The 15,596-nt window shown below is 65.4% G+C and carries 8 protein-coding genes; 1 reads left to right on the top strand and 7 read right to left on the bottom strand.

What is annotated here, in order from left to right:
* The 3 genes from ABFE16_15185 to ABFE16_15175 all read right to left on the bottom strand — a co-directional run.
* On the bottom strand, positions 1–635 hold a 635-nt coding region (locus tag ABFE16_15185), incomplete at its 3' end, for a carbohydrate-binding family 9-like protein (protein ID MEN6346643.1).
* An 84-nt stretch (positions 636–719) separates the two neighbouring features.
* Positions 720–2,309 (bottom strand): cellulase family glycosylhydrolase, encoded by a 1,590-nt coding sequence (locus tag ABFE16_15180; GenBank protein ID MEN6346642.1) that lies wholly within the window; start codon positions 2,307–2,309, stop codon positions 720–722.
* 87 nt (positions 2,310–2,396) lie between these two features.
* Positions 2,397–3,596 (bottom strand): tetratricopeptide repeat protein, encoded by a 1,200-nt coding sequence (locus ABFE16_15175; GenBank protein MEN6346641.1) that lies wholly within the window; start codon positions 3,594–3,596, stop codon positions 2,397–2,399.
* Positions 3,597–3,786: 190 nt separating this feature from the next.
* On the opposite strand from ABFE16_15175, the gene ABFE16_15170 reads away from it, so the two are divergent.
* On the top strand, positions 3,787–5,826 hold the full coding sequence (locus ABFE16_15170; protein MEN6346640.1) for a hypothetical protein: 2,040 nt from the start codon (positions 3,787–3,789) through the stop codon (positions 5,824–5,826).
* A 121-nt stretch (positions 5,827–5,947) separates the two neighbouring features.
* Here the strand turns inward: ABFE16_15170 and ABFE16_15165 are convergent, their stop codons facing one another.
* The 4 genes from ABFE16_15165 to ABFE16_15150 all read right to left on the bottom strand — a co-directional run bounded on the left by ABFE16_15165 (position 5,948) and on the right by ABFE16_15150 (position 15,581).
* Positions 5,948–8,095, bottom strand: a complete 2,148-nt coding sequence (locus ABFE16_15165; GenBank protein ID MEN6346639.1) for an alpha-galactosidase — start codon at positions 8,093–8,095, stop codon at positions 5,948–5,950.
* A gap of 57 nt (positions 8,096–8,152) precedes the next feature.
* A complete protein-coding gene (locus ABFE16_15160) occupies positions 8,153–8,986 on the bottom strand; it encodes a sugar phosphate isomerase/epimerase (protein ID MEN6346638.1) in 834 nt (277 codons plus the stop codon).
* Positions 8,987–9,058: 72 nt separating this feature from the next.
* The gene (locus tag ABFE16_15155; protein ID MEN6346637.1) at positions 9,059–11,533 is read right to left on the bottom strand and encodes an alpha-L-arabinofuranosidase C-terminal domain-containing protein; all 2,475 of its coding nucleotides are present in this window, start codon (positions 11,531–11,533) and stop codon (positions 9,059–9,061) included.
* A gap of 115 nt (positions 11,534–11,648) precedes the next feature.
* A complete protein-coding gene (locus tag ABFE16_15150; GenBank protein ID MEN6346636.1) occupies positions 11,649–15,581 on the bottom strand; it encodes a hypothetical protein in 3,933 nt (1,310 codons plus the stop codon).
* Positions 15,582–15,596: the final 15 nt, after the last annotated feature.

Raw genomic sequence — 15,596 nt, 5'->3', positions numbered from 1 at the left:
GCCGGGTCGGAGAACCCCGACGAGGGAGCCCAGGAGCTGACCTCCGGCTCTGCACCCTTGCGCTCGCGTCCGACATTGAGGCCCCAGGTTTCCCCAGGCACTGGACGGCCGCCGATCTCCGCAAGTGGAAGCGCGATCTCCACGCTCCAGCGGTCGGTGCCCTTGCTGACCCGCGCCCGGGCGGTGCTGTCGAAACCTGCCATCGTGCCTCCACCGGCGGTGTGGGCGCCATCCCAGATCGTCCCCTTGCTGTTGACGATCCAGTGGTACATATGTGCCTGGCCCTGCGCCGGGTCGAGCATGATTTCCACGCAGTCGTCGGTCCACACCGCATCGTCGTGCTCATTGACCGCCGCCACGAGGCCGCTCATACGGGGCTCATGGCAGACGACGCCCACGTACAGGAAGTCCCGGGTGCACAGGACACGTGCCTCGGTGGGCGTCTTCGCCGGCTCCTTGGTGTTGAGCCGCACGAACCCATCGAGAAGGGGCGCCTTCGCCCAGAGTGGGTCGGACAGGTCGCCCCGCAGCTCGGGGCCCTGCTCCGATATCTGCAGCACGATTCGTTGTCCCTCGGCCTGCCCAAACTGGGCAAGTACAAGCACGGTCATGGCGCAAAGCGCGAATCTGTTCATAGCCTGCCTCCAACAATCGCCAGTCGCTGTTCCTCACCGTGGCCTTCGACAGCCCTTGAGCGTGCGACCTCTTCCCTCCGACTCCTACGGGAACTGTGGCTTGACGTTCTTGGCGAACCAGCTCACGACAGCCTTCCTGCGGTCTGTGGGCTCGGCTGTCGGTTTCGTGTCCTCCTGGTTCGGACCGTGCTCCAGGCTCCAGCCACTCCATTCACGGTAGGCATGGAAGGTCCAGTCCCAGCCGTACTCCTCGAAGAGGTCGATGCAGTCCGAGAGGTACTGCGCCGCACCGGGCGCCCAGCGGATCGCGCTGAACTCGCCGACGTAGATGTGCACGTTGTAGGCAAGCTGGAACTCGCGCACTGGCGCCAGGACGCCGCGCAGACGCTCTTTGTTCCATTCGACGCCGTTCATCACACCGGGGTAGGTGAAACCGACCGACCGGTTGTTGACGCCCTGGTGGGTGAACTCGCCGGGCACATACATGTGGACCTGGTAGATGACCCTCGGCACGTCCACAGGCTGCAGCTCACGATACCCCTCGGGCGAGTCCCACTGGTTCGCCTCGATGAAGATGGGCATGTCGGGGTCGATCTCCCGGATGGCCTTGGCGACGCGCACCTGCCCCTGGAGGTAGTCGTCGACACCCTCGGGGGAGGGGATGTTCTGCACCGGCTCGTTGACCAGGTCGTAGCCCCAGATCACCGGGTTGCCCTTGTAGCGCCGTGCGATCTGTTGCCACAGCTCGACCCAGTGGTCTGCGTACTTCTTCTCGTGGAAGATGGCCAGTTCGCTGCCCTCCAGACGACCACCCGGAGGCGAGTGCATGTCGACCACGACACGCAGCCCGTAATGGCGGCAGGCTTCCAGGGCCTGGTCGAGTTCATCCAGCCGCCCATTGAGCCACTTGTCATACTCGGCCAGGTCGCGGTCCGTGCCGACCTTGGCCCAGTTGCGGGTGATCTGCCAGCGGATGACGTTGGCCTTCCACTCCTGCCCCAGGACGCGCATGTCCTCGTCGCGGAACACATTCGGCGACATCACACCACGCAGGCGCGGCAGATCGTGGCCCTTGAAGGCCGGGGGCGGATTGAGCATAGGCTTCGGCCTCGGCGGCGGCGGGAGCTTGGTCACCGTCACCTTGAGGTCGTCGAACCATGCCGTGCCGGAGCAGTCCTGCAGGCCCAGGCTAAAGTCCACGGCCTTGACGTCCTTCGGTATGCTCAGTGCGAACCGCAGCGGCTTCCAGTCGAAGGTGCCATAGACATCAGACTGGTTCCGCCACACGGGCCCCTCCTGCGGCGACACATAGTGGCACATGAACTTCACGCCCAGGTACGAGGCTGAGGGCTTGGTCACTGCGTCGGCCTTCGCCTGGCACTGGAAGAGCAACTGACAGCCCTGGAATCGGCTGACGTCCACCACAAGCTGGACCATGTTGGTGTCCTTGGCCTTGTCCGCGGGCACCTCGACCTTGAGACAGTTGCCGTGTCCCTCGACGGGCACCCAGGTTGCGACGGGCTTCGTCGACCAGGCACCGCGGGCCTCCTGGCTTTCGAAGTCGGACTGGAACACGACGTCGCCCACCTTGGGCGACTCCTCGGCGGCCTGGACAACGGCCGACAGCGCGAGCACTGCGGCTACGAGCAAAGAGCGCAGGACAAGAGCTTCCATATGCACACTCCTCCGAAGGGGATGGTTGGCTTGGGACACGCGATCGTCCTCATCCTGCAGACCACGGACTTCCGACCACTCCGCGGTCTACAGGTAGACTGCTGAGTCGCCGTATCGGCCCACCAGCTCCTCGACCCGCTGTAGTGCATGGCGGCGACGCTCGAGAAGGCCACGCAGCTCTGAGGCTGTGAGCCACGGGCCCACGTCGCGCGTGAAGTCGACCTCGGTAGCCTTCCGCAGGGCCTCGATGACTCCCCGGTCGAAGCGCTTCACACGGTCGAAATCCTGACGTGGCCTCGAGGAGGACCCGAAGGCCTCGGAGTTGTCGATGAACCAGAGCTTGCCGGCCGCATCTTCTAGAACGTTGCCGCCTGAGAATCGGTCCATGTTGCCTTGCAGGTAGTCCAGCAGGACCATGTCGCTCACCGCCCGCGCGGTCGCCACGTCAGGGACGGAACCGCCGGGATGCGACAGCCGGGTAAGCCAGGCCTGGCCCCAACTCCTGGCTCCTGACCCCAGTGGGTCCCGCGCGTTGTCCACCCACTGCTGAACGGATCCGCCGAGGAGGTCGCCGGAGAAACGCAGACGGTCGCTAAGGCCCGCGGCGGCCAGGGCAGAGCGGGGCAAGTCACGCTTGACCGTCACCGGCACGTGGCCCATTCCGCAGAGCCGATCAATGCGATACGCGGCGATCTCGTAGACGAAGCTCTGCGACCCGGTTTGACGGGGCTTGAAGACCGCCTTGCGTCCCTTTGCGCTGCCGTCCTCAAGGCGAAGCTTGTACTTCACCATCACGCCGCCGCCAAGACGCTCCGGGGTGCCCTTGAGGGCCCCGGTTTCGAGCAAGTCCTCAAGCGCTTCGCGATCGGTCCTGGGAGCGGCCGCAGGCGCGGAGCCACTCAGACGCTCCAGAGCGTGGCACGCGGCATCCAGCCGCTCATCCCCGGGAGCGCAGTTCACGAAGGCCTGGAACTCCGCCGTCGCCTCCGTCCGCCTTCCCGTTTCAGCCAGGATCCAGGCCGCTACCCAATGGGCTTCTTTGTTGGTCGGGTCTGCCCTCAGCGCGTGTTGCGTTTTGGCAAGCGCCGCCTGGGGCTGCCCACTTCGTTTGAGAGTCAGCGCCTCTTGCGCGAGCCTTGCGACAGCGGCCGGGTCGGTCGCCATCGCTGTTACGGTCGCGCCGGTGGCGGGTGTCTCGGACGGTGCTGCGAAGACCACGGTACACACAAGCGCTCCGAGTGCGGTCAGGCCCCACACTCCACGGCAGGGCACAGTGGTGCAGTACATGAGGCTGCCTCCGAAGGATGTCACGCTCTGCTGTAGTGGAGCGATTTCGCTGTCAGCATCAAGTTGTCCTCTCGCCGAAGAGGAGACCTGCCGGCCGGGGAGAAGACACACACTGAAGGGGTGCCCTCGGGAATGGCGCCCTTCAGAGCCCCTGTCTTCGCACAGGGCCATCGCACCAACGGAGAGAGCCATGAAAGGTCACCTTACGCTGTGCTTGCTGGCCACCAGCCTCGGGAGCTTCGCTGCAGAGACGCCTCCTCAGACCGGGCATGACGAAAGCCTCTACGGGAAGCGCCTGCCCTATCACAAGGTCGAGAAAGTCGGCCCCTGCATGGCCGCCGAGGTCGTGGGCAACCGCCTCTACGCCATCGGTCAGGGCAATCTGTACGTGCTGGACATCACGCAGCCTGAGACTCCGCGACTGCTCGGGACGCTCGCGGGATTGGGCAACACCCGGCAGATAACCGTCCGGGGCAATCTGGCCTACCTCACTGCCCGGCAGGACGGTCTGTGGATCGTCGACATCTCGGATTCTGCCAGGCCGGTCTTGGTCAGCCACTACGATTCGGTTGAGATGGCTACGGGCATCTGGGTCTCCGGCAAGCTCGCCTTCATCGCGGAGCGCTGCTACGGCATCGAGACCGTCGACATCTCCGACCCGCGCCAGGTCCGTCACGTCAGCATGCTCAAGACCCCCGAGGCGCAGTCTTGCTGGTCGCGGGACAACCTGCTGTACATCGGCGACTGGTCCTCACGACAGCTCCTGATCGGGGATATGACGAACCCTCGTGAGCCGGCCGTCATCGGGGCAGGGCCGCTGGACGGCTACGGTGACGGAGGCTGCCTGCGTGGCAAGTACTGCTACGCGGCCACGGGCCACCACAACCGGAACCGCAACACGGAGGAGGGCTTCGGGAAGGGCCACGGCCTGGAGATCTGGGACGTGTCCGACCCCAGGGCCCCGGTCTATGTGTCTCGCGTCAAGTTCCCGCCCTTCTACTCAATCTCCATCGACACCTGGGCCGCGTCTGTCGCCGGCGACTACTGCTTCGCCGCAGATACTCACAACGGCGTCTTCGTCATCAAGGTCGACGATCCGGCCAAGCCCGCGATCGTAGCCCATGCGCAGCTCCCAATCCCGCCCGGCAGGGAGCTGGCCGACCCCGTGGGTGGGATAGCTCTCGGTGACGGTGTCATCTACGCTGCCGGCGTCTACAGCGGCCTGTACGTCGTCTCCGCGCCGGGTATGGCGAGCCCCGTAGTGCGAGAGGCGGATACTCCGCCGGTCCTGCCCGCCGCGTCCGACACCAAGCAAGACAGCACGCCCTTTCTGGTCTACCGTCCCGAGGGGCAGGTCCACTCAGCGACCCTTCAGGGCGATCTTGCGTGGCTTGCCTGTGGCTCGGCGGGAGTCCAGGCGGTGCGACTCGGCGACCGTCTGGAGCTCGTCGCGAGCCACCCGACGAAGGAGGAAGTCGGCTTCGTCTCCTGCCTCGGCAACCGCCTCTTCACCGCCGAGGGTCTGGGTGGCATGGGCATCTACGACATCGGCCAAGACCTCCGGCTGACCGAGATCGGCCGCCTCAACATCCCCGGCAAGGGCGTCAAGCAAGTGGTCGTGCCTGAACCCGGCCGCTATGCGCTGGTGCACTGCGGTGGGGCAGAGACCTTCGTCGTGGACCTCAGTTCCCCGGACAAGCCCAAGGTGGTGTTCAGTGACCGGCAGGTGGGGCTCTTCTACGGAGACCAACTCGTGAACAAGCTCTGTGGCGGTCGCTACCTGGTGGCCTACTGGCAGCGGAGTGGCCCGGCGTGGTATGACGTGAGCGGAGACAAGCCCGTGCACGCAGGGAACACGCCGGACGACAAGAACTACAGTTGGACCGACGGCATCTGCGCCTTCAGGGACTCGCTGCTTGTGATCAATCGCGGGAAATACTACCTGCTGGCCGTCAACGAGAAGCGCAGCATGAGCAGCCTGCCGGCCTATGGCGTGGAGGGCCTGCGCATCCATGGCAGGCCGGAGGTCGACGGCAACCTCCTTTCCGTATCCTCGCGCCATGAGCGCACGGTGCAGGTGCTTGATATCGAGGACGTGACGAAGCCGCGACTGCTGCGCGAGTACTCCCTGACCGGCAACCCTGGTGCCTGCTCCTTCTGGAAGGGTCGCCTCGTGATCCCGGCCGCCTATCAGGGCCTGCTTCTTGAGCGGGAGAAGCAGGTGAAGTAAGGCACGCGGGATGCCCAAGTCGACGCCGCAAGAACAACCAAAGCCCTGCTCCGCGTGCAGACGGAGCAGGGCTTGTTGCTACAACCAGACGGACCTCAGCGGGCAACTCGTCGCCTTCGGCCTACACCGCCTCGATCACCAGCAGCTCCGACGTCAGCGCACCCTCAAGGCGAACCGTCAACCCTTGCTGCATCAGGCTAAGCCCGTCGACCTCGCAGGTCTGGCCGGAGTTGTCGAAGGTCACCTTGTACCTTCGCGATCGGTCAAGGCCGCGGAGTCGCAGCAGGTACTCAGGCTCCGTGGGCGCCGAGAGCTGGAACAGGCCGCAGATGGCCCGGTCGCGCTCGCGGGAGGACAGCTCCAGGACACCCCAGCCCCGCGGCTCGGGATTGCATACGCAGGGAGTGTGATGGTAGATCCGCCCGGTGCTCATGAAGGGGCGGACGAAGCTCTTGTACAGGTCGATGAACCGCTTCAGTCGCTCAAGCTGGACGGGGTTCCACTCAGCTCCCATGGGCTTCGAGAACCCAACCGTCGGGCGGACAAAGAGCAGCAGTCGGTTCTGGAAGTCGAGGTCTGCGGTGGTGTATCCGCTCTGGCCGCCCACAAGACGATCCACGTACTCCGGCGGCAGGGCCATGCTCATCCCGTTGGTGATCGCGAAGGAGCGAGGCGCGATCTGCCAGTCGGTCACCCAGGTGTGGCTGAAGCGCCGGACGAGGCCAACGTCAGAGCGACCGCCGCCCCCGGCGCAGTTCTCGAAGATGACCTCGGGGAAGCGCGCACGCAGCCGGTCGTAGATGGCATAGAGCTGCTGGAAGTAGCGCAGGTAACCGTTCTCGACATAGCCTTCTCGTCGCGTCTGCAGGCCCGGACCGGGATGCGTGTTGTGGTCCAGGCGGAAGAACTCCAACTCGTTCTCCTCGATGACTCGGGTGATCTGCGCCTCCATCCAGTCAGCAACCTCAGGGTTCGTCAGGTCCAGAAGCCCTCCGAGGTTCCGCTGCCCATCATATCCGGCGGCCAGCCAGTCGGGATGCTCTCCGAAGACGCTGCTCTCCTCGCCGATGCGCTCGGCGTCCATCCACAGCCCCCACAGAAGGCCCTTCCCATGAGCGCGGTCGCGGAAGGGCTTCAGTCCCTCCGGGAAGCGTTCGTGGTTCACGTCCCAGTCGCCCACGGTGCGCCACCAGTTGCTTCTCGGTTTGGCATACCAACTGGCATCAATGAAGAAGACTTCGGCGCCAAGCTCGGCGGCGAGGTCGATCGCGTGCATGACCTGCTCGGGTGTGATCTCCACCTCCGGCCCAAGGCCCGACTCTACCCATCCACCGCGACCACGGGCCTGAGGCATGAACACGCTCTTGCGCAGGTGATCGTGCATGGACTGGAGGGCGGTGTCCAGATCACCGAAGACGGGTCCCAGGTGTACCTCGGGCGTGCTGACCGTCTCCCCGGGTGCCACGATTCGCAGCGGGGCCGGAGCCTCCGGGCCTGCGCGGAAGAACAGTCGCGCTGCCTGATCCGTCGTGCCGGCGTCGGCGTCGAGATCGAACTCGAAGCTATAGCCTCCCGACCAGGCCAACTGGTAGATGAAGTGCTCGCCCGTGGCATTGTTGCGGAGGACGACCATCGGGTGCCGGTGCCGGTCGCGACGATAGCGCCCATCGACCCGGTACCCGGCCTCCGGCAGGTCGAACCACTGGAAGTCGCCCTCGTTGCCCCAGTGGGAGTTCGCGAAGTAACCGATGGAGTACAACGGCTTGCCGCTGTCGCCCAGATGCAGACGCCAGCGGTTCGTCTTCTGCAGCACACCGCTCCAGGAGGCCACCGAGGACAGTGCCGCCGGTTGCGTCCCGGTGTTCGTGACCTCCAGCCAGCGGGTGAGGATGGCGGTCCCGTCAAGCCTGGTATGAACCTTGACCGAGACCGGCCGCAAGGTGTGGCGCAGGCTGATGACAACGTGGCGGGTTCCCTCGGGTGCCTCCAGTTCCGGCACCTCCTCGAGTCCCTGCCACTCCCAGTCCCAAGTCAGCAGCTGGCCGTCCATCTCTAGCCAGAAGGCCTGAGGCATCGGGTGCTGGTTGGGGTCAAGGCGGCCATCGTAGTAGTTCACGTACCCCGAAGCATTCCAGCCTCGGCCCACAAATCGGCCCTTCGTCAGCGACTCCTCGTAGACCGTGAGGCCGCTGCGATAGGTGACGATCGGCTCGGCGCCCTCGGTGAGCAGCACGTCCGTCCAGTCGGCGGCGAGTTCCTTCTCTGACATGGTAGTCTCCTGTTTTCGGACAGCGGAATACCTCTGCGACGGTCCATCCCCTCGGCCTTACGCCAGGGCCTCAACGAGGTACCGGCGGCTGCGTTCGATGAGCTGTTGCATCTCGTCGGGTGTCTCTTCGCCTTCGGTCTCCAGGGAGACGACGCCCTCATACCCGTGGCGCTTGAGGACCTCCAGGCACCCGGTCACATCCACCTCACCATCACCCAGAGCCACCGACTGAGCACCGATCACGTCCTTCGCGTGGCAGTGCACGACCCGGTCGATCACTCGCTCCAGGGTCGCGACCTCGTCGGCGCTTTCGCCCATCGGCCTCCAGGAGTACGCCCCTGCAGCAGTCTCCACATAGGTCGCCCGGTGGATGTTGGCGGTGTCGTAGTTGATCCCCAACCAGCGCGACTCAGACAGGCCCAGGATCGCCTCGAGACCCTCTGGGGTGAGGGAGAAGGTGCCATGGGGCTCGATGGCCAGATAGACCTGACAGCGCTCTGCCACCTCCAGAATCGCCGCGAGCCGCTCGCCAAGCAGCTTAAGGGCATCGGTGTCGGTCATCCCCGCAGGCTTCTGGCCGTCGCCTGCGTTGACGACCGGTATCCCGGCCGCGTGGGCCCATTCGATGGTGGCGCTGATCCCTGCCACTGCCTCCGGGTCGGCGAGGATCGCACCGTGGCTTGACCACAGCGCAGTCACACCCTCGAAACCGAAGCGGGCAACCAGACGGTTGAAGACCTCCGGGTCATCCTGCCACGGGTCCACATGCGGGCAGAAGGGGGCAGTAGCCTGGGTCTCGACCCAGATATATCCGGCGCGGGCGATGCGCTCCAGGGCATCCTCGAGAGGCAGGTTCCGAAAGCTCACAGTTCCACAGCCAACGCGTATCATTGTGTCCTCTCCCAGGTTACAGAAGTGTGCGGCCGGAGCCGACACACGGAGGTTGGCACGACGAAGCTGCCGCTACTCCAGTCGCAGGATCGTGAAGGAGTGTGCCGGGAAGCTGTGCGCGAAGCTCTCAGCGCCGACTTCCACCTTCACCTGTTCGCGGCGTGGCTTCACCAGGTCCGGCTGCGTCGCGGAGTTGACGGCCTCCGGCGCACCGGTCAGAACTTCGGCGGGGGCCTCGGGCTTCGTCGGACGGAAGCCCTTCAGGTTCACGGTGGCCGAGAGGTCCGCGTTCCCGTAGTTCACGACCTGGAGCTGAAGCGTCCCGCCGTCCTCACTGCGCTTGGCGGTGACGTCGAGCGCACCTTCGCCACCCGTCACTTCGGCTCGCACACACAGCGGCAGCCAGTGGCGCGAGAGCATCTGCATGGTGTAGTACGGAGGCTGCGGCCACACGGTCGACGGGTTCAGAAACAGGAGACCCTGGTCCCAGCCGTTGTCATTCTGGCCGTCCACCTGCAGGCAGTTGGCCGAGCACACTACCGGCACATCGTCGCCCATGCGCTCCAGGGAGTTGATGGACCGGGCATTGGCCAGCGCGCGGTTCAGGTCATGGCGGTTCGAGTTCAGCTCCAGCACGCAGAGCTTGAACCGTGCCTCGGGGCAGAGGTTATGCAGGGCCTCGACGAGAGTGGGCAAGGTGTACAGACCACCCAGCCTCGCCGGTGATTCGCTCCCGACATGTACGTCAAACCAGACCTCGCGGTTGTGGGCTGCCGCAAGCTGCAGTATCTTCTGGTGCGCTGCGAGTGACTTGATCCGCGGCGCGCCGCCGAAGTTGAAGGGGTCACGGATCGGCTCATAGAAGGCGAAGTCGCCGACGATGATGGTGATGTCTGGGTCGGCAGCCCAGATCGCCTCAGCCATGGGCACAAAGCGCGACCAGTAGTTCTCGTCCACCGACTCCTCATTACCCAGTTGCACGTACCGCAGGCGGTAGGGCTCAGGATGGCCGTCTGCGGCCCGACGGGCACCCCACTCAGTGTCCGCGGGAGCCTTGGCGTAGGCGACGAAGTCCGCCATGCTCTGCGGCGTCTCGCCCATGTTGAAGGCCGGAATGCAGGCGACCCCGGCCGCTTCGCAGAGCTGCAGGAAGTCGATGATGCCCCAGCCATTCGAGGACCACGGGTACCAGAGCCCCGTGTACGGTTCGCGCCGGTCGCGAGGGCCGATCATCTTCTGCCAGCGGTAGTGGTCGGTGTTGACCATGCTGCCGCCGCAGCGCAGGACTGTCAGGCCCTCTTCCACGAGCCCTTCGGCCACATCCCGCCGCGAGGCAGTGCCCTTGAATCGACCCCATTCGCCTGGGTGAAGCGCGACGTAGCCAAGACTCACCGAGCCCGGCTCCGTCAGGTAGATCGCCAGTCGAGCGTCGTCATCGCCGGCGTCCGGGGTGAGAGTGAAGTCGAGCCGCCCCCAGTCGCGAGTGGCAACGTTGACCACCGCCCGCGCATAGGTGCGAGTCCCGTCGGCGCTCTCGAGAGCCACCGTCAGCGGCGTATCCTCGGTGGCACGACCCCAGAGGCAGCCTTCATAGGTGTGGCCCGCGCGGAAGCACATGCCCTGGCGGTTGAGGCCCCGGTTCTCGATCCCGACGGCGCCGGGACCGGCCGTCATGGTGAGCGTCTGGCTCTGGCGGCCGACGAAGGGTCTGTCGGTGTTCAGTGCGACCGTGCCATGGGCCTGGCCGGTGCGAAGGCTGCGCCACATCCCACTCACAGCGCCCCCAAGAGCAGTCTCACCCTGAGACCCGAAGGGAAGGTCCCGGCGGCCCTCACCGCTGTCGACCCACAGACTCCGGAAGCGTGCCTGGCGCTGCCAGGGCCTCAGTCCTACGGCACCGGCAGGGAGCGGTTTCGGATCGGTGCAGGTGGCCACGAAGCGGCCATCGACCTCGACGGTGATCTGCCCGCCGGACAGCCGTGCACTCAGCGGAATCCAGCGACCCAGGGGGATGTTCACGGCGACCTCGGCGAGAGGCTGCCAGTTGCGCTCGTGCCTGCCGATCACCAGCACTCCGCGCTTCTGGTCCAGGGAGACCTCGTAGCCAACGAAGGCATCGGCGCCGCGCCTCGGCTCCCTCACTCGCAGGATCAGACCGGCGTTGCCGGAGACGGACTCGTCGAAGAAGACCTCAACACCGGCGGCGCCGTCCGCCAACTCGATCTCCGGTCGCACGAGCTTCGGTCCTTGGCCCTCTGCCGCTGAGAGTGCGCCGTCCGGCAGGACTTCCCAGGCACCCTCGCAGGCGGTGAAGCCGACCGGGGGCTCGGACATCGGCGGTTCCTGGAAGCTCTCGCCGAACACCATCTGGGTGTAGATGCCCCCGTATAGCTCGTGGTTCACATCCTCGATACAAGCACCCGTCATGGTGCGGCTGAGGTGGGCGATGACTTCGTCGGGGTACACGTCAAGGCGAGTCTGGGCGACGCTCGGGGTCGCAGGCATTACGGCGATCACACTCCACAGCAGTAGGCTTCGCAGGTGCATTCCTCGGGCCTCTGGTCCGGCTGTCGTTGTGTGGCAAGCCGAACCCCGCGGCGGTTCCGCAAGGACCTCACGGGGACCTCCGCGGGGCACGGGAGTTCTCGCTTCAGTTGTCTGCCTATCCGCTGACGGTGAAGCTTCCCTTAGCCTCTGAGTCGTCCCACAGGCTGCGAGCGTGGACGGTCCATACCCCGGGCTGTGCGTTGACCGGGAGCTTGAGGCTCCGTCGGCAGGTCGCGTCTTCGGTGCAGGTCAGGGCGGAGAAGGCCTGGTACTCCCGGCCATCGGGGCCGGTGACCGACACCTGCAGCAGATAGTTGCCGTGCACGTTTCGGCCACCGACGGTGAACTGGTAGTCGACGGTCTGCCCGGGAGCGAAACTGGGCCTGAGGCCCGCGAGGGTCAGCCCGGCCGGGTCAGAGGGGAAGATGCCAAGAACGCGGGTCTCTCCCCAGGGGCACTGCAGCGTCATCGCGTAGTCGCTTCCGGCCTGCACTCGCTGCCCACTCACCAGGTCGCGAACCACTCCGCCCGCTGCGAGATGGGGGAGCGTGACCTGCGTTGTCGCGTCCTTGCTCTCGTGGTTGACCAGGAGCAGCAGCGTGGTGCCCTGGGGTGTCTGGCGCAGGGCGGCCTCGATACCGGGGTTGCTGGAGGTGACCTTCGCCTGCTGACCGGTGCTCAGGGCGCCCCGCCGCAGCATGCCCAGTATCGCCGCCGCCGTGCTACCATCACCGGGATGCACCAGCGCCTCCAGGTAGCAGTCCTTGACCGGGAAGTTGAGCAGTGTCGCCCACCCTTGGTCGGCGCTGTTCTCCAGCACAAGCGGGAACTCGCCCGAGATGGCGGCGACCTTTGCACCGGCTGCCTCATAGCTGCGTCGTCCCCACAGCGAAGCCGCGGAGCCCTGGATCGGCGTCGCACCCTCGACCACCTGTGAAGTGCCCTTGACCCCGAAGATCGGCTCCAGCACACCAAGCGGCTGCTTGTTCTCATCCAGCGAGGGCACCTCATCCGCTACGAGACACCCGCCGGCCTTCACCCAGTCGCGGAGGATCTCGGCGTCCTTGCGCTTCAGCAAGTGGGTGTCGAACAGGACGAGGACCTTGTAGTTCCCAAGCTTGCCCTGGGAAAGCTGCTCCTCGTGGAGGCAGTCGAGCTCGCCGTAGGCCTGACGGAAAGCCTCGAGCGCGACCATGACGTTCCAGTACTCCTCCTGCAGCAGGACGTGCTGAGTGCGTGGGAAGAGGAAGGCCGCCCTGGCTTGCGGGACTCGGCTTCGGGTCAGTAGCGGCGCGATGCTCTTCACTTCGTTCATGGTGCCGCGGTACGTCTCCCACCAGCGCGGGTCCTGTGGGATGCCCCAGAAGGTGTTCAGGTAGTCGCAGCCCGCGGCAATGGAGGTGTAGGTCAGCTCTCGTGGTGACCAGGTGGCTTCGCGCAAGGGAGACTCCGGGGCCAGTTTGCTCGACCAGCCGCTCTCGACCCAGAACCCCAGCTTCTTGTCGTAGCTGTAAGCCAGGTTCCGCATCTCGGCGAAGGCCATGTGCATCCCGGAAATGCGCGGAAGCCGGTTCTCGCCGAACTTGCCCGTGCGGAAGTCCGTGGACAGATACGGGTAGATGTCGTAGTTCACCGAGTCAAAGGGAGCGCCCCAGTGGCAGACATCATCCACTGCCCAGAAGCCGTTGAAGTTGCGTCCGGCTGCGCCGAAGGTGCAGTGCGAGTCGTGCGTGAGCTCCACCCAGAAGTCGGGGTAGAGTTTCTTGACCAGCGCGTAGCTCTGACGCCAACCGGCCGCGTAGCAGTCGCTCCAGAAGTCCACGTACTTGAGCCACAGCGCCGGGTCTTCGCGCGCCTGGTCGCGGGTCGGCATGTCGATGCCATACCGTCGCCGGAACTCCTCCTTCGCGGCCGGGCGGTCGTCGAAGGTCGTGCCACTCACCTGGAAGGGTTCGTCCATGTAGCCCTGCACGTTCAGCAACCGTGGCACCTGCCGGCAGGTCGCCACGGCCGCCTCGATCTTGGGTCGTAGGGCCTCGGTGTACTCTTCCGGCGAGAAGACCGACACAGGAGGCAGACCGTCGCGTCGCAGGGGGCAGAAGTCGCCCTGGAAGGAGTAGCTGATGGCCATGCCCTTGCGCTGTGCATAGTCCTCGGCATAGTCATAGGGTGAGCCCGGGCCTGCCCCGAGTCGATGCCCGCTGAAGGTGAGCGTGTTGAACCCGTGAGCGAGGATGTCGTCGATCTCACTCTCGATCGCTGCACGGTTCAGAGTGCGCTCCTCGGAGAGGCGCATAGTGGTCGGGTAGAAGTCGGCATGGTCGATCCGCGGGACCACGGTGAAGGGCACCCCGAAGCTGTCGAGGACCTCAGCTCCCTCGGCGATCGTCACCACCAGTTGGTAGTCACCCTCGGCGAGGTCCGGCACCTGGTAGGTCCAGGTGTAGGTACCCTCGGAGATACTGGGCTCTGGTGCCGGGAGAGATCGTCCCCAGGGATCCAGAACCGAGGTCGTGAGCCTGGCGCCCTGCGGCACCTTGTCCTTCAGGTCGCCGCGGAACTGGACGGTCGTTCCCTGAGCGACGACGTGGCGGTTCGCGGGAATCGACAGCGCGTTGGTCACCTGGCAGATCACATCCCGGTGGAAGACCGTATTCCCCTGCGTATCCTTCGCCGTCAGATCGAGCTGCCATGCACCGTCGGCGCTCGGGTCACGCATTTGCTCACCCGTCCAGGCGGCCGTGATCGGCTGTCCGGCCTTGAGCTCGTAGCGGCCGAGCGTGGTTGCCTTCCCCTTGTGCGTCAGCGTGGCCGTGAGCAGACCGTCCACTGATGGGGTGATTCCCGTCAGCGAGTATCCCAGGCGCACCCCGGCACCGCGAGCGACCGAGACGGGAAGGTACTCTGCCTCGGCGACGCGCACTCCTTCGGTCTGATGGCCCAGCCACAGGATCGCGGCCGACAGGAGGTCGTCGGTGAGGTCGCTGGAGACCATTCCGGCGCCCTGCGGGAGGGTGTCGATCAGGACCACTCGACCCTTACCATACTCCGCGCAGACCACGACCGGCTGGTCTCCCGCAGAGGCCAAGACCGTCGCTCCCGGCCGGGGAATCACCCCGCGCACAGAGTGGGTGGTGCCGAAGCGACTGGTGATGGCGTTGAGGATCGGATGGGGTGGATGCAGGGCCAGCGGTCCCTCGATCGCTATGCCCTTATCGTAGATGTGGGTGTACTGGACCATGGGCTGGAGGTCCGTCGCACGACGCCAGGCAGTGTCGTCGTAGTCCACCGCAGCCCAGTTCGGCTCTTCGGGGATGTGGAACTTCCAGCTCTGATCACTGACGAGGAGCTCGCGGGTGCCGTCCGTGTACTCGATCCCGATCTGGGCGAAGAACCCGCCGGGGCCGTCCACATTGCGGCCCTTGAAGGCGAGCACGTTCCTGCCGGGCCGCAGGCCCTTGCTGAGGTCCCACAGCTCGTTGTCGAACCAGCTCCAGCTATAGCCGATCTGCTCGCCGTTGAGGTACACCCAGTACAGATTATCCACCGTGCAGCGCACGAAGGCACGCTTCACGGGCTTCTTGATCTCGAAGCTCTTGCGGATGTAGCGGATATGGTCGGGGCTCTCGTCCTTCTGCTGCCCAATCCACATCCAGTAGCCGGAATCGTCGGGGAAGAGACCTGCGCCGGTGATGTCTGCCGGGGCGGCTGCACCGAGGGCTTGCCACAGCCCGGAAGTCCTGGGCAGGGAGTTCGGCAGCCCGGCTATCAACAGCCCACCACCCTGAGCCACGAAGTCTGCCACCGAGTGCCCCTCGGCCTGAAGCTTGCCCAGGTCCGAAGCGCCGTCGACGACCAGAACGCCACCGGCGGGAAGCTGCGACACCTTGTCTGCGGCCACCCGCTGGACGCGGTCGCCAAGATCGCCCAGCGCGTCGGCAATCGGCAGGCCCGGTGAACCTCCGCTGAAGTCCGTGACACGAATCGGTTCTGCGGCAGCCACCGAGAGACAGACTCCGAGCACGACCAGCATGAGCGAGTTCTGCAAGGTCGACACCTCCGG

Source organism: Armatimonadia bacterium (genome assembly GCA_039679385.1).
GTDB lineage: Bacteria > Armatimonadota > Zipacnadia > Zipacnadales > JABUFB01 > JAJFTQ01.
This window is presented reverse-complemented; position numbering and strand designations above follow the sequence as displayed.